Origin of the sequence: Acidovorax sp. FJL06, from assembly GCF_003852545.1 — a bacterium.
GTDB lineage: Bacteria > Pseudomonadota > Gammaproteobacteria > Burkholderiales > Burkholderiaceae_C > Acidovorax.
Window position 1 is genome coordinate 103477 of the sequence record NZ_QAJR01000010.1, and the last position, 19396, is coordinate 122872.

Here is a 19396-nt window from a genome sequence, read left to right on the forward strand (position 1 = left end):
GCGCTGGCGGTGGGGGCAAAAGGCTAAACTGTGACCCATGATTTTAGCGAGTAGCTCCCCCCTCAGCTGGCTGCTGGCCCTGACCGCCGCTGTGGCATATGCCGTGCCGGCCGCCGCAGCCCCGCGCCTGGGCGCCGCTGCGGCCCGCAATGCCCTGCTGGCGGCCTGGGTGCTGCACGGCGCAGCGCTGGTGTGGGGCCTGTGGGGCGACATGCCCCGCTTTGGTTTTGCACCGGCCCTGTCGATGACCGCCTGGCTGGTTCTCACGGTGTATGCGGTGGAACGGCAGCTCTTTCCGCAGATGCAGTCCCGCTGGGTGCTAGCAGGCCTGGGCGCGGCAGCCATTGTGCTGGCTGTGCTCTTCCCGGGCCAGCCGCTGCATGTGGCGGCATCGGCCTGGCTGCCGCTGCACCTGGCCCTGGGCATCGCCTGCTATGGCCTGTTCGCAGCGGCCGTGGTGCATGCCTGGCTCATGACCCGCGCCGAGCGCCACATCCGCCAGGCAGAAGACCCCCACAGCGGCATCCCCCTGCTCACCCTGGAACGGCTGACCTTCCGTTTCGTGACCGCCGGTTTTGTGCTGCTTACCGCCACGCTGCTGGCCGGCTGGCTGTTTGGCGAAACGCTGTATGGCCGCGCCTGGCGCTGTGACCACAAGGCGATCTTTTCCCTGCTGTCGTGGCTGACGTTTGCCACCCTGCTGCTGGGCCGCGCGCGCTTTGGCTGGCGCGGGCGCAACGCGGTGCGTGTGCTGTATGCGGGGTCCGCCCTGCTGCTGCTGGCCTATGTGGGCTCGCGGTTTGTTCTGGAAGTGGTTCTGGGCCGCAGCACATGAAATACCTGGTCTTGTTGGTGGTCCTGGCGGTGGCGATCGGCATCTGGCGCAGCCGCCGCGTGCCAGACGATGCGGCCCCCAGGCCCTCGTCGCCCTCTTCACCATCGCCGCGCGCGCTGCCACAGGACATGCTGGCCTGCGCGCATTGCGGCGTGCACATTCCCCAGGCCGAGGCCGTGATGCGCGGCGACCAGGCCTACTGCTGCACCGAACACCGGCAGCTGGGCCCGGCCTGAGCCATGCCGACCCTGCCCGCAGGCAACTACCTGGCCACGGTGGATGCACCGTTTGTGCGCCTGTGGCGGGGGTTCCTGACCGGGCGCCTCATGGTGGCGCTGGCCCTGCTGGTCCTGCAAGGCGCGGGGCAGGTTCTCAGCCAGGTCGCCGAACCCACGGTGCTGGCCGTCTGCGTCGCCTACCTGGCTGCCACCGTGGCCCTGCGTGTGCTGGCCCGGCAAGGCCCCCCGGCACCGGGTGCGGGGCCCCAGTGGCTCCCCTCCATCGGCATCGACCTGGCGGCCATCACGGCCCTGCAACTGCTGCAGTCCAGCGCCATGAACTACACCCCCTTGTTCGGCCTGCCCATCCTGATGGCGGCCGTGCTGGGCACGCTCACGCTGGCGCTGGGCACCACAGCGGGCGTGACCCTGCTGCTGCTGGGCTGGGCCTGGTGGGTGGGCGTGCACACGGGCGGCGACGACGCACCGCGCTACCTGCAAAGCGCGCTCACAGGCACGGGCTACTTCATCGTGAGCTACCTGATGCACCAGTTGGCCACCCGGCTGGCGCGCGAGCAGGAGGTGGCGCAACAGAGCCAGATTGCGGCCCGCGTCCAGACCCAGGTGAGCGCCCTGGTCATCCAGAACCTGACCGATGGCGTGCTGGTGGTGGACGAGAGCGATGCGGTCCGCGTCGCCAATCCGGCCGGACTGCAGCTTCTGGGCGGCAACACCCCCTCCGCACTGCCGTTCTCCCTGCAAACGCTGCCGCCATGGTCCCCCCTGGTCATTCTGGCCCGGCGCACTTTCCGCCGCGAGCAGCCCCAGACGGCCGACATCGACCTGCTGCACCCCGGCCAAAGCCCGACCGGCCTGCATGTGCGCACCTGGCTCACGTCCACGCGCGAGGCCGCGCTCCAGACACACACCGAGCGGCTGTGCGTGATGTTCCTGCACGATCTGCGCGAAATGGAAGCACGCCTGCGCACCGAAAAACTCGCGGCCATGGGCCGCATGTCCGCCGCCGTGGCCCACGAAATCCGCAACCCCCTGGCGGCCATCGTGCAGGCCAATGCGCTGCTGGAAGAGGACCTGCACGACCCGGCGCACAAACGCCTGGCGCACATGGTCCAGCAAAACGCCGACCGGCTGGCCCGCATTGCCGAGGAGGTGCTGGACATCGCGCGCGTGCAGCACCAGATCAGCCACGCACCGGCATCCACGGTGCAGCTGGACGAGGCCATCGCCCAGATCTGGCACGACTGGCAGGCCCAGGACCCCGCACAGCGCCGTGCGGTGGTCACGCTGGACGCCCCCACCGTGCAGGTGGAGTTCGATGCCGAACACCTGCGGCGTGTGCTGGTGAACCTGCTGGACAATGCCCTGCGCTACCGGGGCCAGGAGCCCGACTCATTGTGCGTGGCCACGCGCACCACGCCGACGGGCCAGGTCAGCCTGCAGGTGTGGAGCGATGGAGCCCCCATGGACAAGTCCGTGGAGCGCCACCTGTTCGAACCCTTTTTCTCATCCGAGAGCCGCTCCAGCGGGCTGGGCCTTTATATTTGCCGCGAACTGTGCCAGCGCCACGGGGCGTCCATCAGCTACCAGCGGCTGAACCGCCCCACGCAGCGGGGCGAGACCGGAGGCAACGCGTTCACCGTGGGCTTTCGCCGCACCACCCGCCCCACCGACACCGCCACGCTGTTTGACACCATCGTGGTCTGACCCGCCTTGCCATGAACGCCCCTGCCGCCTCCATCCTCGTTGTCGACGACGAACCCGACCTGCGCACCCTGTACGAACTCACCCTGCTGCGCGAGGGCTACCGGGTGGAGACCGCCTCCAGCGTGCAGGAGGCGCGCGACCAGCTCAAGGCCCACCGCTTTGACGCCGTGATCACCGACATGCGCCTGCCCGATGGCTTTGGCATGGAGCTGCTGCAGGACCTGCGCGACCAGCAGCGCCGTGAGCGCTGCGTGGTCATGACCGCCTACGGCTCGGCAGAAAACGCGGTCGAGGCGCTGCGTGCCGGCGCTTTCGACTACCTGACCAAGCCGGTGGACCTCAAGCAGTTCCGGTCGGTGGTGGCCTCGGCCGTGCAAGGCACCGGCGGCGTGCCCGCGCCCCGCGCACCCCGCCCCCCGGGGCAGCAACGGCAGGCAGCCACACCTGCCGAGACAGGATCGGGCAACACCGCCCTGGACAGGCTGGTGGGCGAATCCGAAGCCATCCGCAACGTCAAGCAGCGCGTGTCCAAGGTTTCGCGGGGCATGGCACCGGTCCTCATCCACGGAGAATCGGGCACCGGCAAGGAACTCGTGGCCCAGGCCCTGCACGCCAGCAGCCAGCGCGCCGATGGCCCCCTGGTGGCGGTGAACTGCGGAGCGATCCCCGAAAACCTGCTCGAAGCCGAGTTTTTTGGGGCCCGCAAGGGCTCGTACACGGGTGCCACGCAGGACCGGGACGGGTACTTCCAGGCTGCACGCGGGGGCACCCTGTTCCTGGACGAGATCGGCGACCTGCCCCTGGCCATGCAGTCCAAGCTGCTGCGCTCCATCCAGGAACGCAGCGTGCGCCCCCTGGGCTCCACCCAGGAAGAAACCGTGGACGTGCGCATCGTGAGCGCCACCCACCGGGATCTGGCGGCCGATGTGTTGGCCGGCCGCTTCCGGCAAGACCTGTACTACCGGCTCAATGTGATCGAGATCGTGATCCCCCCGCTGCGGGAACGGCGCGAGGACCTGCCAGCGCTCTGCACGGCGCTGCTGTCCCGCATCGCCCAGGAATCCGGCCTGCCCGTGCCCGCCCTCACCGAGCGCGCACTTGCCGCCATCGCGGCCCATCCGCTCACCGGCAATGTGCGGGAGCTGGAAAACCTGCTGCACCGTGCGGTGGCGCTCAGCGAGGGCGAGGAGCTGCATGTGGACGGACCCACGGTTACCGCCGACCCACAGGCAGCACGCCTGGCGGCCCCGCCAGTAGGCACCGCCCAGGCGCAGCCCGCCGATGCAGCCGCGCCCCCCCACCACCAGCCCCCGCACACGGCCGCCTGCGCCGCCCCCCTGCCCAGCGACCTGCAGGCCTGGCTGGACCAGCAAGAGCGCGAGATACTGATCCGCGCCCTCAGGGAGGCCGGATTCAACCGCACCGCCACCGCCGCGCGGCTGGGCATCAGCCTGCGCCAGATCCGCTATCGCATCGCGCGCCTGAACATCGCCGTCCCCAACGACCAGGACCCGCATGACGACATGGGATGATGCGTGGCCCGCCACGCCCTGGGAGGGCGGCTGGCACCGCGCCGCGCACCGGCTGGAATCCCCCAACCACGGCGTGCGCCCGGCGGCGGCCCAGGCGATCGATCTGATCGTGGTGCACTCCATCAGCCTGCCGCCCGGCGAGTTCGGCACGGGCGCCGTGCAGCAGTTGTTCACCAACACCCTGGACTGGGATGCCCATCCCTACTACCAGGGCATCCGGGGCCTGCAGGTCTCCGCACATTTTTTCATCGACCGCACGGGCGTGCCATGGCAGTTTGTGGACTGCGATCTGCGCGCCTGGCACGCAGGCCAGTCGTTCTACCGGGGGCGGGCCCAATGCAACGACGACTCCATCGGCATTGAGCTGGAGGGCCTGGAAGGCCTGGGCTTTGAGGCCGTCCAATACCAGACACTCGCCCGGCTGTGCCAGGACATCGCGCAGCGCTATCCCATTGAACATGTGGCCGGGCATGAGCATATTGCCCCTGGGCGCAAACAGGACCCTGGCCCCGGATTTGACTGGGCGCATCTGCGCAGGACGCTGGGCTGGCCCCGCCACCAGTTCCCCCCGGCCCCCCTGCCCGCCACACCGCCGTTTCGCTGACGGGTGCTGTCGCGCCGGAGCGTCAGCCCGGATTTTTTCTTTGTGCATTTGCACAAAATTTTTCATCCAGACACCACGCGCCCCGGCAGGGCAAATCCGCCGCCAGCACCCGCCATTGCGGGGTTTTCGGCATGGATCGCAACGCCCGCAAGGGCTTCCCGCCAGCACCCTCTCCTGCGCTTCAGGGGCCTAACACAGGTTGTTTCGCTTTTTCGGGCCGGTTCAGGCGGTACACTACCGGTAGTGTCTTGAACACACATGACACACCATATATAGTGTGCGACAGACTGAAGTCCGGCGCACCACTTCCACATTGCGGCGGCACCCGAGCCGCCCGCCCACCCCAGACAGCCCATAGAAGAGGACACCCATGCAAGCTGCTTTGAACACGCCTTCCGTCGCCCAGCCAGGCCCCGCTGACGCCCCAGAATCCCAGGCCACCCCTGCGGCAGCGGCCAGCAATCCATTCGCGCACCACCAGATCATTCGCCGCAATGGCGCGGTGGTGCCGTTCGAACCGCAAAAAATCGCGGTGGCAATGATGAAGGCCTTCCTCGCAGTCCACGGCACGCAGGGTGCCGCATCCGCCAGCGTCCGCGAAGTCGTTGACACACTGACCCACAACGTGACCCGGGCACTGGTGCGCTCGCGCCCCGGCGGCGGCACCTTCCACATCGAAGACGTGCAGGACCACGTGGAACTGGGCCTGATGCGCGGCGGCCACCACGAAGTGGCCCGCGCCTATGTGCTGTACCGCGAACGCCGCACCCAGGAACGCGCCCGCCAGACCGAACAGCAGGCCCCCGTCGCATCCACCCCGTTGCTGCACGTGATAGACGGCGACCAGCGCGTCGCACTGGACCTGCGCCGCCTGCAGGCGCTGATCGAGTCGGCCTGCGTGAACCTGGGGGCCGATGTCAAGGCCGACCCCATCGTGGCCGAAACCATGCGCAACCTGTACGACGGCGTCCCCATGGACGAGGTCTACAAGGCCTCCATCCTGGCCGCGCGCACGCTGATCGAAAAAGACCCGGACTACACCTACGCCACGGCCCGCCTGCTGCTGCACACCATCGTGCGCGAGGTCCTGGGCAAGGAGGTGACCCAGGCCGGCATGGGCCAAGCCTATGCAGAGTATTTCCCCCAGTTCATCAAGAAGGGCGTCGAGAACGAACTGCTGGACGAGCGCCTGCTGGAATACAACCTGCAGCGCCTGGGCGCTGCCCTCAAGGCCGACCGTGACCTGAAGTTTGACTACCTGGGCCTGCAGACCCTGTACGACCGCTATTTCCTGCACGTCAAGAAAACCCGCATCGAACTGCCCCAGGCGTTCTTCATGCGCGTGGCCATGGGCCTGGCGCTGAACGAAACCGACCGCGAAGCCCGTGCCATCGAATTCTATGAAGTGCTGTCGTCCTTCGACTTCATGTCGAGCACGCCCACGCTGTTCAACAGCGGCACACTGCGCTCGCAGCTGTCCTCGTGCTACCTGACCACCGTGCCCGACGACCTGGACGGCATCTACGAGTCGATCAAGGAAAACGCCCTGCTGTCCAAGTTCGCCGGCGGCCTGGGCAACGACTGGACCCGCGTGCGCGCCCTGGGCTCGCACATCAAGGGCACCAATGGCGAGTCGCAGGGCGTGGTGCCCTTCCTCAAGGTGGTCAACGACACGGCCGTGGCCGTGAACCAAGGCGGCAAGCGCAAGGGCGCGGTCTGCACTTATCTGGAAACCTGGCACCTGGATATCGAAGAGTTCCTGGAGTTGCGCAAGAACACCGGCGATGACCGCCGCCGCACGCACGACATGAACACGGCCAACTGGATTCCTGACCTCTTCATGCGCCGTGTGATGGAGAAGGGCACCTGGACCCTGTTCTCGCCCTCCAACGTGCCTGATCTGCACGACCTGTTCGGCGCCGACTTCGAGAAGGCCTACGTGGCCTATGAACAGAAGGCCGCGCGCGGCGAGATCAAGCCGGCCAAAACGGTGCAGGCCACCGACATGTGGCGCAAGATGCTGACCATGCTGTTCGAGACCGGCCACCCCTGGATCACGTTCAAGGATGCCTGCAACGTGCGCTCGCCCCAGCAGCACGCCGGCGTGGTGCACTCGTCCAACCTGTGCACCGAGATCACGCTGAACACCAGCGACACCGAAACGGCCGTATGCAATCTGGGCTCGGTCAACCTGCTGCAGCATCTGAAGGACGGCCAGATCGACCACGACAAGCTCAAGAAAACCATCACGGTGGCCATGCGCATGCTGGACAACGTGATCGACATCAACTACTACGCCGTCACCAAGGCGCGCGACTCCAACTTGCGCCACCGCCCCGTGGGCCTGGGCCTGATGGGGTTCCAGGACAGCCTGTATGAGCTGCGCATTCCCTACGCCTCGCAAGAGGCTGTGGAGTTTGCCGACAAGTCGATGGAAGCCATCTGCTACTACGCCTACTGGGCGTCGACGGAACTGGCGCGCGAGCGTGGCCAGTACACGAGCTACAAGGGTTCGCTGTGGGACCGCGGCATCCTGCCTTTCGATACGCTGGACATGCTGTCCGAGGCCCGCGGTGGCTATGTGGAAGTGGACCGCTCCGCCACGCTCGACTGGGATGCCCTGCGCAAGAAGATTGCGCAGGACGGCATGCGCAATTCGAACTGCGTGGCCATCGCCCCCACGGCCACCATCTCCAACATCATCGGCGTGGACGCCTCGATCGAGCCCTCGTTCGGCAACCTGTCGGTCAAGTCCAACCTGTCGGGCGAGTTCACCGTGATCAACGGCGGCCTGGTGCGTGACCTCAAGCGCCTGGGCCTGTGGGACGACGTGATGGTCATGGACCTCAAGCACTTCAAGGGCTCGCTGCACCCCATCGACCGCGTGCCGCAAGACATCAAGGCGCTGTACTCCACGGCCTTCGAAGTGGAACCCCAGTGGCTGGTCGAAGCCGCATCGCGCCGCCAGAAGTGGATCGACCAGGCCCAGAGCCTGAACATCTACATGGCCGGTGCCTCGGGCAAGAAGCTGGACGACACCTACAAGCTCGCATGGATCCGTGGCCTCAAGACCACGTACTACCTGCGCACGCAAAGCGCCACACACGTGGAAATGAGCACCGTGAACACGCGCCAGCTCAACGCCGTGTCCTCGGGCAATGACGGCGGCGCGCCCGCCTCATCAGCCCCCGCGCAAGCCCAGCACAGCGCACTCGAAACGGCGGCTGCCGCAGCCGCTGCACAGTCCGCAGCAGTGCCTGCCACAGACGTGAAGTTCTGCGCCATCGACGATCCTGGCTGCGAAGCCTGCCAATAAGGGCTTCGCGCACAACACCTCGGACTGCTCCGAGGTGTTGTGCCTGTGCTGTGAAGCAACAAAACGTTGCTGCACAACGCTGCAGTGCTTTCCTTTTTGCAGCACTGCTTTCATAATCCGAACACTGGAAAATCTATGTTGTCCTGGGACGAAGAAGTCAAGCCCTCATCGCAAAATCAGCTGGACGGTGGACTGAACAAGAGCCACCCGGCGGAACTGCCGCCCCTGTCTTTCCAGACCCCTTCCCTGCAGGCTGTGCACGCAACGATGACGGCCTCCGCGACGGCCCCGGCGGCCGCAGCCGCAACCACACATCGCCGCGTCAACGCAGCCGACAAGCGCATCATCAACGGCCAGACCGACGTCAATCAGTTGGTGCCGTTCAAGTACAAGTGGGCCTGGGAAAAGTACCTCGCCACCTGCGCCAACCACTGGATGCCGCAGGAAGTGAACATGACGCGCGACATCGCGTTGTGGAAGGACCCGAATGGCCTGACCGAAGACGAGCGCCGCATCATCAAACGCAACCTCGGCTTCTTCGTGACCGCCGACTCGCTGGCCGCCAACAACATCGTGCTGGGCACCTACCGCCACATCACCGCGCCCGAGTGCCGCCAGTTCCTGCTGCGCCAGGCGTTTGAAGAGGCGATCCACACGCACGCCTACCAGTACATCGTAGAGTCGCTGGGCCTGGACGAAGGAGAGATCTTCAGCGCCTACCTGGAAGTCGCTTCGATCCGCGACAAGGACGAGTTCCTGATCCCCTTCATCGAAGCGATCATGGACCCCAACTTCCACACCGGCACCTTCGAGACCGACCAGACGCTGCTCAAGTCGCTGATCGTTTTCGCCTGCCTGATGGAAGGCCTGTTCTTCTACGTCGGCTTCACGCAGATCCTGGCGCTGGGTCGCCAGAACAAGATGACCGGCGCCGCCGAGCAGTACCAGTACATCCTGCGCGACGAGTCGATGCACTGCAATTTCGGCATCGACCTGATCAACCAGCTCAAACTGGAAAACCCCCACCTGTGGACGGCAGAGTTCAAGGCCGAGATCAAGGCACTGTTCCTCAAGGCTGTGGAGCTGGAATACCGCTATGCCGAAGACACCATGCCACGCGGCGTGCTGGGCATGAACGCATCGATGTTCAAGGGTTACCTGCGCTACATCGCCAACCGCCGCGCCACACAGATCGGGCTGGAGACACTGTTCCCCAACGAAGAAAACCCGTTCCCGTGGATGAGCGAAATGATCGACCTGAAGAAGGAACGCAACTTCTTCGAGACCCGGGTTATTGAATACCAGTCCGGTGGTGCGCTGTCCTGGGACTAGGCGCCTGTTCGCATCACACCACCATGGATTTTTTACACCACGCCCCCCACACAGACTGCGCCGCAGAGCGCCGCCGTGGCGGGCGTTCCCGTGTTCATGGGGATGGAGTTCCTCTCCATCCCCATGGATCGCTTTCTGTCCACAGCAGACAGGAAGTGCTCTTTGCAAATTGACCCAAGGAGAACATGATGGCAACTGCGAAAAAACCGGCCGCCAAGAAGGCAGCCCCCGCGAAAAAAGCTGCTGCAGCAGCAAAACCTGTAGCCGCCAAAAAGGCTGCACCCGCCAAGAAGGCAGCAGCACCGGCAAAGAAAGCTGCCGCTCCCGCCAAGAAGGCCGTAGCCGCAAAGGAGGCTGCCCCCGCCAAGAAGGCAGCAGCACCTGCAGCAAAGAAAGCCGCCGCTCCCGCCAAGAAGGCCGTAGCCGCAAAGAAGGCGGCCCCCGCCAAAAAGGCAGCAGCGCCGGCAAAGAAAGCCGCCGCTCCCGCCAAGAAGGCCGTAGCCGCAAAGAAGGCTGCCCCCGCCAAGAAGGCAGCAGCACCGGCAAAGAAAGCCGCCGCTCCCGCCAAGAAGGCCGTAGCCGCAAAGAAGCCTGCAGCCCCCGCCAAGAAGGCCGCGCCTGCCAAGAAGGCAGCAGCACCTGCAAAGAAGGCAACTGCCAAGGCCCCCGCCAAAAAAGCAGCCCCGGCCAAGAAGGCCGCCAAGGCGCCTGCCCCTGCGGCCGCTGCTCCTGCAGCGCAGACCACCCTGAACCCCCAGGCAGCTTGGCCGTTTCCTACGGGCAACAAGCCTTAATCCTGGCGTATCACGCGCTCAACCCGGTGCCTGTGCACCGGGTTTTTTTATGCCTGCCTGCTCCACGAACGATCAACGGGCATTGGTTCCCGCAGAGAGGCCCGGGCGTTACTTGAGCGGGTGCCGCACACCAGCACCCACCATCCATCTCGGCGCCCAGCCTGCACCGAGCCCCCCCCGTCACTCCACCGCAAAGTCCAGCGTGTAGTTCTGCGGTCCACGCTGCGCGATCTTGAGAGCCCCCACGCGGTTGCCCAGTTCGGCACAGCGCGCCAGCGCCCAACCCTTCTCCAGGCCGAACAGCAGCGCACCGCGCCAGGCATCACCACATCCTGTGGGGTCCACCACCCGCACCGGGACCACCGCAGGCACATGGGTCTTCACCCCCTCGACCCACACCTCGCAGCCTTCCGCCCCCAGCGTGACCACCAAGCCCTTTACCTTGCGCGAGATGTCGGCCAGGGTCCAGCCGGTGCGATCGCACAGCATCTTGCCCTCATAGTCGTTGACCGTCACCCAAGAGGCCTGCTCAATGAACTGCGCCAGCTCTTCCCCACTGAACATGGGCAGCCCCTGGCCGGGATCAAACACAAAAGGGATGCCCGCCGCCACAAACTGGGCTGCATGCTGGAGCATCGCATCACGCCCGTCCGGCGCAACAATCCCCACGCTCGCCCGAGTCTCCGCGTCAATGCGGTTCGCATGCGCCTGCATCATGGCGCCCGGGTGGAAGGCCGTGATCTGGTTGTTGTCGCGGTCCGTCATGATCATGGCCTGCGCGGTATAGGTGTCCTGCACTTGGCCCACATGGCGGCAGCTGATGCCCAGCGATTCCAGGCGCTGCAGATAGTCAGCCCCATCGCTGCCCAGCATGGCCATCGGCAAAGGCTCACCACCCAGCAGCTTGAGGCTGTAGGCGATATTGCCCGCACACCCACCAAAATCGCGGCGCAGGGAGGGGACCAGGAACGACACGTTGAGGATGTGCAGTTGGTCGGGCAGGATCTGCTCGGCGAACCGCCCCTCGAAGGTCATGATGGTGTCGAACGCCAGGGAACCGCAAATGAGGGCAGCCATAGAAATGAATCAGTCCGTAGGTTGGTGAAAATTCAGGGATAGAACGCCAGCAGCCGGTACCCCGCCACGCGCGCACCGCCCGTGGTCACGATCACCGACACCGATGTGCTCCACTCGCCGCGCGCCGGCAGCTCTGCGGGTGCGGCCATGTCGGTCGGCAGCAAGACCCGGCGCAGCACCGGCTGGTCCTGGGCGTCGGTCAGGGTCAGCTCCACCGCCGGCATGGCCAGCGGAATGTCGGCCCGGCTCTTCATTGCCAGTGCCAGCTGGTAGCTGTCTCCCCGCGCCTTGTTGAACGAGGAACTGTCGATGACCACATCGGCGATCTGGCGCTGCGGGGCAATCTCGCACTGCAAGGGCTCGCACAGCTGAAGCAGCCATGGCCGGGTGCGTGCATCCATGGCGGCAATGCGGTCGCGCTCCTGGACGGCCATCTGCAGCGCCAACCCCAAGGCCAGCACCAGTGCCACAAGCCCCAGCGCCGCCCGCACCACCGGTTTGCGCCAGAAGGCCTTGCGCCGCGCGGCGACCACGAAGCTGACCTCCTGCCCGGCACCATGGGCCTCTTCGTCATCCTGCTCATCCTGTTCATCCGGATGCGCCCGGTCGGATGCAGGCGTGCGCGCACGGGCCAACAGCACGGCAGCCGGGGAATCATCTGCCGCAAGATCCAATGCGGCAGGCGGCACCACCTCCTCCTCCCCAGGCGGCTGCACAAAATCCACCGAAGGCAGGGGCTCCGGCACGGGCTCCACAGCCGGGAGCGGAGCTGGAAGGGGACCGTCTAACGGCGCGGAAGGCGCGACGGGGGCCAGCTCTTGCACCAGAGCATCCCCTTCGGCTTCTGGCAGGGCCATGGCGGCCTGCGCCACAGCACCCCCATCCTCGGCAGCCTCTGCGGCCGCCAGATCTGCGGGCCAGCCGGAGTCCTGCACATCGGCCGCAGGAAGCTCATACCCGCCCCGCAAGGCCTCCGTCGCCTTGGCCGCATCGGCGGCCCCAGGCGGCCCTGCAGACAAGGGCAGATCCTCGGCAAACCACACCGACGCAGCATCCCCCGCGCCCGAAGCCGCGACCTCCCGCCCCAGCGGCGGCGGGTTGGGGGGCGCCGCCTCCGCAAGCAATGGAGAGGGGGCAGGCCGCCAGGCAAACGGCACCGCCGGTGCAAGGCTCAACGTGTTTTCATGGGCGGCCGCAGCCCCTGCGGCCAAGAACGCAGGCACGGTCGGGGCGGGAATCTCCAGCACTGGCGTTGTTGCCAAGGGCGCCGACACCATGGGCGAGGCAGCACCCGCGTGGCCTTCTGCGTCAGCGTGCACCGTGGTGCGCAGCGCGCCTCCAACCCCCGCCGCCCCAAGGGCCAGGCCCTCCCCCGACACGGGCCCAGGCACAACGCCGCCGCCCCATGCGCGCGCGGTATCGGCCCTACGGGCCACGGGCGCAGGCGGAGGCCGCACGTCCGTCAGGGACACATCGGGCAAGAGCGCCTGCGGGGCCACAGGCAGCAAATGTGCAGAGGCATCAAACACCTCCTTGCATTGGCCGCACCGCACCCATCCTTCCGAGATGCGCAATTGGTCTGCCACCACCTTGAAAGAGGTGGCGCAGGACGGGCAGCGAGTGATCTGGCTCATCAGCGGTGGATTGTAGGGGCCATGCCGCCTGGGCCCGGGCAGGACAGGCGCAGGCTCAGGCTCAGCGCTGGGCGGTCATCAAGATCCAGCCGTCTTCGGCATCCGCCACTTCCAGCCGAACCCATGGCGCATAGGCTTCTTTCAGCTCGTCGGCCTGGCGCTCCAGAATGCCCGCGAGCACCAGGTGGCCACCAGGCGCCACGTGGTTGCACAGCAGCGGCGCGAGCACGCGCAGTGGGGTGGCCAGGATGTTGGCCAGCACCGTCTGGTACTCACCCCGGGCCTTGTCGGGCAGGCCGGCACTCAGCTGCACGCTGTTGGCCTGCGCGTTCTGTGCCGTCGATTCCACCGCAGCGGGGTCGATGTCCACCGCATCGATGTCCGTGGCGCCAAACTTGGCGGCACCGATGGCCAGGATGCCCGAGCCACAGCCATAGTCCAGCACCCGGCCCAGCGGATTGCCCGCCCCGGGCTGCACCGCCCCGTTGCGCGCAATCCAGCGCAGGCACATGCGCGTCGTCGGGTGGGTGCCCGTCCCAAAGGCCAGGCCGGGGTCCAGGCGGATGCTGCGCACCGCCTGGGCGGGCATCTCGTGCCAAGTCGGCACGATCCAGAAATCCGGCGTGATGTCCACGGGCGCAAATTGCGACTGCGTGAGCCGCACCCAGTCCTGCTCGGCCACCTGCGCCACACCCAGCACCTGGCAGCCCACAAAGAAGTCCTGCACCACCAGCAATTGCTGCGCTTCGCGCGCCGCCACCTCGGACGGGAACAACGCGACCACGCGGCTGCGCTGCCAGCCATCCTTGGGCGGCGGCATGCCCGGCTCGCCGAACAGCGCCTGCTCGGCATCGGTCTGGGCATCGGCATCCTCCACGGACACGGAGAGCGCATCGAGCGCATCCAGCGCATCGCTGACCGGCTCGATACAGTCCTCAGGGCACATCAGACTCAGCTCAAACATAGACGCCTCTCAGAAAAATGAAATGCTGACCCCCGTTGCCAAGGGCCAGCATATGTAACCGCCGAATGCTGTCTTCAGCGCTTGTGCTGCGACAGCCACTCTTCCAGGTAGTGGATGTTGGTGCCACCGGCCATGAACTTGGCATCCACCATCAGCTCACGGTGCAGCGGCACATTGGTGTTGATGCCTTCGATCACGGTCTCGGACAGCGCCGTGCGCATGCGGGCCAGGGCCTGCTCGCGCGTGTCGCCGTGCACGATGATCTTGCCGATCATCGAGTCGTAGTTGGGCGGCACGAAGTAATTGGTGTAGGCGTGCGAATCCACGCGCACGCCCGGGCCGCCTGGGGGATGCCAGGTGGTGATGCGCCCCGGCGACGGGATGAACTTGTAAGGGTCTTCCGCGTTCACCCGGCACTCGATGGCATGGCCCCGGATTTCGATCTGGCGCTGGGTGAAGGGCAGCTTTTCGCCCGCCGCCACCATGATCTGCGTCTTCACGATGTCCACGCCGGTGATCCATTCGGTCACCGGGTGCTCCACCTGCACGCGGGTGTTCATCTCGATGAAGTAGAACTCGCCATTTTCGTACAGGAACTCGAACGTGCCCGCACCGCGGTAGCCGATCTTCTTGCAGGCGGCCACGCAGCGCTCGCCGATCTTCTCGATCAGCTTGCGGGGGATGCCCGGGGCCGGCGCCTCTTCGATCACCTTCTGGTGGCGGCGCTGCATGGAGCAGTCGCGCTCGCCCAAGTACACCGCGTTGCGGTGCTTGTCGGCCAGCACCTGGATTTCGATGTGGCGGGGGTTCTGGAGGAACTTCTCCATGTACACCGCAGGATTGCCAAACGCAGCGCCCGCTTCGGCCTTGGTCATCTGCACGGCATTGACCAGCGCGGCTTCGGTGTGCACCACACGCATGCCACGGCCACCGCCGCCGCCAGCGGCCTTGATGATCACGGGGTAGCCCACGGCCTTGGCGATGCGGCGGATCTGCACCGGATCATCGGGCAGCTCGCCCTCAGAGCCCGGCACGCAAGGCACGCCCGCCTTGATCATGGCTTGCTTGGCCGACACCTTGTCGCCCATGGTGCGGATGTTGTCGGGTGTGGGGCCGATGAACTGGAAGCCGCTCTTTTCCACGCGCTCGGCAAAGTCGGCGTTCTCCGACAGGAAACCGTAGCCAGGGTGGATGGCCTCGGCGTCGGTCACCTCGGCGGCCGAGATGATGGCCGGCATGTTGAGATAGGACAGCGGCGAGGGCGCGGGGCCAATGCACACGGCCTCTTCGGCCAGCTTGACGTACTTGGCGTCGCGGTCGGCTTCGGAGTAGACCATCACGGCCTTCACACCCAGCTCATGGCACGCGCGCTGGATGCGCAGAGCGATCTCTCCGCGATTCGCAACGAGAATCTTCTTGAACATGGGTGCCTTATTCGATGACGAACAGCGGCTGTCCGTATTCCACGGCCTGGCCGTTCTCGCCCATGATGCGGGTGACCGTGCCCGACTTGTCGGCCTCGATCTCGTTGAGGATCTTCATGGCCTCGATGATGCAGATGGTCTCGCCTTCCTTGACCTGGCTGCCGACTTCGACAAACGCCTTGGCGCCGGGGCTGGACGAGCGGTAGAAGGTGCCGACCATGGGCGATTTGACGACATGGCCTGCAGGAACCGCTGGCGGAGCCGGCAGCTCTGCCACAGGGGCCGCGGCTGCTGGTGCGGCCGCTACTGGGGCTTGCATGGGGGCCGGGACATACTGCTGAACCACGGCACCGCCGCTCTTGACGATGCGGACTTTGCCCTCGGCCTCCGTGATTTCGAGTTCGGACACATTCGACTCGGACACGAGATCGATGAGGGTTTTGAGTTTTCGCAGATCCATGGAAGCTCCAACGGCTATAAAACTGAATAGGGCGCGAATTTACTCCAATTTCACCCTACCGCAGTCTTCCACATGCTTTTTCCATGAACTTCATCATGGAAATAGGGGCCAGCGCCACCCAAAATCACGGCGCCATCGCTGTGCCAACCAGGCAAACAGCGGCCACAGGCCTCAACGCAAGGAGGCCCACAGTTGCAGATCCTGCGGGGTTACCTGCCCCATTTTACGATGCAGCACCCGCCCCACCCCGCCCAACACCACGGTGAAGGGCAGTCCACCGGTCAGGTTGCCCAGCGAGCGCCCCAAGTCCGTGCCCCCCAACCCCGCCAGCCCGACGGGAAACTCCAGCGGAATGCGCGCCAGGAACTTGCGCACCGCCGAAGGCTGGTCAATCGCCAGCCCCAGAACTTGCCAGCCTTTGGCGGCATGTTCGCGGTAGAAAGCGTTGAGCATCGGCAACTCCTCCACACAGGGCGGACACCAGGTGGCCCAGAAGTTGAGCAGCAGCGGCTTGCCGGCAAAAGCCTTCAGAACCACCGCACCACCGTCAGGCTTTTCAAACTCCATGCCCCACAGCGCCTGCTCCGCCCCCGCCTCCATGGCATGCGGCTGAAACTTCCACCACGCCAAGCCCGCCCCACCCAAAGCCGCAGCCCCAGCCACACCGGCATACAGCAGGCGGCGGCGCGCGGGCGATGGGGCCATGGACTCAGGCGCAGATTCGGGCAAGTTGGAGGGGGTCTTCGTCGTCATGGGGCACTGGTTTCCTGGAGCAGGCGGCGCACGGCCGTCATGTCGCCGCGCGGGGTGCGGCCTTTGGCATCGGGCTTCAAGGCGCCCCGCAGATCGTCAAGGTCGTAAATCAGCAGATGCACCCCGATCATCTCATTGAGCTCCGGCGACTTGCTGCCCAGGCTAAGGGCCTCGACCGATTCCCCATGAAAACCCGTCACCGTGCGGGGCTCATAGTCCACATGGTGGTCAATCAGCGCGATCTCCGCAGATTTGGAGTCATCACAAAACAACTGCAAATAAATATCCGACAAGCGCGTGGCGGTACCATGCCAAACCGCCCCCGCCAAATGCGGACGAAATGCCGCCATGCGCTCCATCCAGACCAGCGCCAGCTGGCGCAGGGCCCGCAACTCGCGCGGCTGCGTATCGGCGCAGAAGAGCTGGATGTATTCGCGCACGGCCGCCTCGACCTGGTCGTTGTCGGGCAACGGGGTGCGTGCCGGCAGCCCCATCTGGCGCAAGGCCCGGCGCTTGGCAGGCCCCCATTCAAGCCCTTCCTCGACCACCAGGCGTGCCGTGGTGTGGGCGATTTCGTCGCTCAAAGGTGTGTGCATGGCAGTGGAAGACAACGGAGGAGCCCGCATTGTGCGCGTGATCCATGGGCGCGGCCCCGCCCCCGCACAACACCCACGATCACTCCATGCATTGCGCCACAGAGAATGCTACATATTCAATAGCACATAGCGCTTATGGAGCGCGCGTGAATAGGCATTTTCAGCAAGAAAAACCGACCTTGCGGCGGCCTTAGAATCAGCGCCCATGCACATACACATACTAGGGATCTGCGGCACATTCATGGGAGGCCTTGCTGCGCTGGCCCGCGAAGCAGGCCACAAGGTGACCGGTTGCGACGCCGGCGTCTACCCTCCCATGAGCGACCAGCTCCGGGCACTGGGCATCGACCTGATTGAGGGTTTTGGTGCCGACCAGATGGCGCTGCAGCCCGACGTCTTTGTGATCGGCAACGTGGTCAGCCGCGCCCGTCTACCCGATGGCACCCCCAAGTTTCCCCTGATGGAGGCCATTCTGGACGCCGGCCTGCCCTACACCAGCGGCCCCCAGTGGCTGGCCGAACATGTGCTGCAGGGGCGCCATGTGCTGGCCGTGGCAGGCACCCATGGCAAGACCACCACGACTTCGATGCTGGCCTGGATCCTGGACAGCGCAGGCCAGCAGCCTGGCTTTCTGATTGGTGGCGTGCCGCTGAACTTCGGTCTGTCCGCCCGGCTGGGGGCGGCCCAACGCCCCGCACCAGCATCCACGCCGCTGGGCGCGGCACCGCTGTTTGTGATCGAGGCGGACGAATACGACACCGCCTTCTTCGACAAGCGCAGCAAGTTCGTGCACTACCGGCCCCGCACCGCCGTGCTCAACAACCTCGAATTCGACCACGCCGACATCTTTGACGACCTGGCCGCCATCGAACGCCAGTTCCACCACCTGGTACGCACCGTGCCCCCTTCGGGCCGCGTGGTGGCCAACGGGTTGGAGGAAAGCCTGGCCCGGGTGCTGCATACCGGATGCTGGAGTGAAGTGACCAGCTTCGGCGCGGCCGTGAGCGATTTCTACAGCGTGGGCAACCCCCAGGCGTTTGATGTCATGCACCAGGGCCGCGCCGTGGCCCGCGTGGAATGGGCGCTCACGGGCGTACACAACCAGCTCAACGCGCTGGCAGCCATCGCGGCCGCCCACCATGTCGGTGTGCCCCCTGAGCAGGCCGCCAGCGCCCTCGCCACCTTCCAGAACGTCAAACGGCGCATGGAACTGCGTGGCACCGTCGGCGGCGTGGCCGTGTACGACGACTTTGCACACCACCCGACGGCACTGCGCACCACCCTGGACGGCCTGCGCCGCAGCCTGGGCAGCAGCGCGCGAATCCTCGCCGTGTTCGAGCCCCGCAGCAACACCATGAAACTGGGCGCCATGAAAAGCCAACTGCCCTGGGCCCTGGAACCCGCCGATCTGGCGTTCTGCCACACGGCGGGGCTGGACTGGGATGCCGCGCTGGCCCTGGCCCCCATGGGCGTGGGCCCAGGCCAGCGCGCGCAAACCGCTGCCGACATCGACACCCTGGTGGCCCAGGTCGTGCAGTCAGCCCGGCCGGGGGATCACGTGGTGTGCATGAGCAATGGCGGGTTTGGGGGCATCCACGCCAAATTGCTGCAGGCCCTCTCAAAGTAACTGCGACAGGCGCTACCTCATTCCATCAGCGCCTTGCCACCCCAACCGACCTGCGACGGCAAGCTCAAAACGTCACGGCCATGCCCGGCACATCCACGCGCACGATGGATTTGGCCAGCGCGGCGCTGGCGGCGCGTGCAAAGTCGCGCGACCAGGCCGGGTCTTGCATCAGCGGGGCACCGGCGGCGCGGGCCACGGTGAGCACCTTGTCGGCCAGCAGCACCTTGCCGCTGGCGCGCAGGGGTTCGCAGTCCAGGGTGACGAATTGCTCATCCAGCCAGCGCCGCCCGGCCTCGTGGCCCATGGGCTCGACGCCCTCCAGGTCAAAACGGAATTCTTGATTCCCGGTCAACTTGACCGACACTTCGCTGTGCATGGTGACTCGCCTTTCTTCTGAAATCCACGGGCCTGTTCCACAGGCCCATCCCAAAGGCCTGCTGAAGCCCGGAACTGCACGGGATGTGCAGTTTCCACAGGCCTCAGTTTAGGGCCAGTCGCGGCGCTG

General features: G+C 65.8%; 17 protein-coding genes. 9 read left to right on the forward strand and 8 right to left on the reverse strand.

Annotation, left to right across the window (positions count from 1 at the left end):
• Positions 1-37 precede the first annotated feature (37 nt).
• The 8 genes from DBV10_RS06005 (at position 38) to DBV10_RS23070 (ending at position 10356) form a co-directional block, all read left to right on the forward strand.
• Positions 38-835: an inner membrane protein YpjD gene (locus DBV10_RS06005; protein WP_124511574.1), complete on the forward strand. Its 798-nt coding sequence runs from the start codon at positions 38-40 to the stop codon at positions 833-835.
• The gene (locus DBV10_RS06010) at positions 832-1071 is read left to right on the forward strand and encodes a PP0621 family protein (protein WP_124511576.1); all 240 of its coding nucleotides are present in this window, start codon (positions 832-834) and stop codon (positions 1069-1071) included. The genes DBV10_RS06005 and DBV10_RS06010 overlap by 4 nt, the downstream gene beginning before the upstream one ends.
• A 3-nt stretch (positions 1072-1074) precedes the next feature.
• On the forward strand, positions 1075-2778 hold the full coding sequence (locus tag DBV10_RS06015; RefSeq protein ID WP_124511578.1) for a nitrogen regulation protein NR(II): 1704 nt from the start codon (positions 1075-1077) through the stop codon (positions 2776-2778).
• Between the two features lie 11 nt (positions 2779-2789).
• Positions 2790-4310 carry a sigma-54 dependent transcriptional regulator gene (locus DBV10_RS06020; RefSeq protein WP_124511580.1) on the forward strand — a complete coding sequence of 507 codons (1521 nt, stop codon included), beginning with the start codon at positions 2790-2792 and terminating at the stop codon, positions 4308-4310.
• Positions 4294-4914, forward strand: coding sequence for a 1,6-anhydro-N-acetylmuramyl-L-alanine amidase AmpD (gene ampD / locus DBV10_RS06025; protein ID WP_124511582.1), 621 nt, complete (start codon positions 4294-4296; stop codon positions 4912-4914). Before DBV10_RS06020 ends, ampD begins: the two co-directional genes overlap by 17 nt.
• A 370-nt stretch (positions 4915-5284) precedes the next feature.
• On the forward strand, positions 5285-8230 hold the full coding sequence (locus DBV10_RS06030) for a ribonucleoside-diphosphate reductase subunit alpha (protein WP_124511584.1): 2946 nt from the start codon (positions 5285-5287) through the stop codon (positions 8228-8230).
• A 135-nt stretch (positions 8231-8365) separates the two neighbouring features.
• Entirely contained in the window at positions 8366-9562 is a 1197-nt protein-coding gene (locus tag DBV10_RS06035) for a ribonucleotide-diphosphate reductase subunit beta (RefSeq protein ID WP_124511586.1), read from the forward strand.
• Positions 9563-9750: 188 nt separating this feature from the next.
• Complete coding sequence (locus tag DBV10_RS23070; protein ID WP_124511588.1) at positions 9751-10356, forward strand: histone; 606 nt, start codon at positions 9751-9753, stop codon at positions 10354-10356.
• Between the two features lie 180 nt (positions 10357-10536).
• On the opposite strand, the gene DBV10_RS06045 is transcribed toward DBV10_RS23070, so the two are convergent.
• From DBV10_RS06045 to DBV10_RS06075, 7 genes are all read right to left on the reverse strand, one after another.
• On the reverse strand, positions 10537-11433 hold the full coding sequence (locus tag DBV10_RS06045; protein WP_124511590.1) for a carbohydrate kinase family protein: 897 nt from the start codon (positions 11431-11433) through the stop codon (positions 10537-10539).
• 32 nt (positions 11434-11465) lie between these two features.
• On the reverse strand, positions 11466-13067 hold the full coding sequence (locus DBV10_RS06050; protein ID WP_124511592.1) for a zinc-ribbon and DUF3426 domain-containing protein: 1602 nt from the start codon (positions 13065-13067) through the stop codon (positions 11466-11468).
• Between the two features lie 61 nt (positions 13068-13128).
• Complete coding sequence (gene prmA / locus DBV10_RS06055) at positions 13129-14031, reverse strand: 50S ribosomal protein L11 methyltransferase (protein WP_124511594.1); 903 nt, start codon at positions 14029-14031, stop codon at positions 13129-13131.
• Between the two features lie 74 nt (positions 14032-14105).
• A complete protein-coding gene (gene accC / locus DBV10_RS06060; protein WP_124511596.1) occupies positions 14106-15455 on the reverse strand; it encodes an acetyl-CoA carboxylase biotin carboxylase subunit in 1350 nt (449 codons plus the stop codon).
• 7 nt (positions 15456-15462) lie between these two features.
• Positions 15463-15915 (reverse strand): acetyl-CoA carboxylase biotin carboxyl carrier protein, encoded by a 453-nt coding sequence (accB, locus tag DBV10_RS06065; protein ID WP_124511598.1) that lies wholly within the window; start codon positions 15913-15915, stop codon positions 15463-15465.
• Positions 15916-16086: 171 nt separating this feature from the next.
• Positions 16087-16668, reverse strand: coding sequence for a TlpA disulfide reductase family protein (locus DBV10_RS06070; RefSeq protein WP_124511600.1), 582 nt, complete (start codon positions 16666-16668; stop codon positions 16087-16089).
• Positions 16665-17264: a hypothetical protein gene (locus DBV10_RS06075; RefSeq protein WP_124511602.1), complete on the reverse strand. Its 600-nt coding sequence runs from the start codon at positions 17262-17264 to the stop codon at positions 16665-16667. Before DBV10_RS06075 ends, DBV10_RS06070 begins: the two co-directional genes overlap by 4 nt.
• A 205-nt stretch (positions 17265-17469) precedes the next feature.
• Here DBV10_RS06075 and mpl point away from each other — a divergent pair, with 205 nt between their 5' ends.
• The gene (mpl, locus tag DBV10_RS06080; protein WP_124511604.1) at positions 17470-18891 is read left to right on the forward strand and encodes a UDP-N-acetylmuramate:L-alanyl-gamma-D-glutamyl-meso-diaminopimelate ligase; all 1422 of its coding nucleotides are present in this window, start codon (positions 17470-17472) and stop codon (positions 18889-18891) included.
• 64 nt (positions 18892-18955) lie between these two features.
• On the opposite strand, the gene DBV10_RS06085 is transcribed toward mpl, so the two are convergent.
• Positions 18956-19267: a hypothetical protein gene (locus DBV10_RS06085; RefSeq protein ID WP_124511606.1), complete on the reverse strand. Its 312-nt coding sequence runs from the start codon at positions 19265-19267 to the stop codon at positions 18956-18958.
• Positions 19268-19396 lie beyond the last annotated feature (129 nt).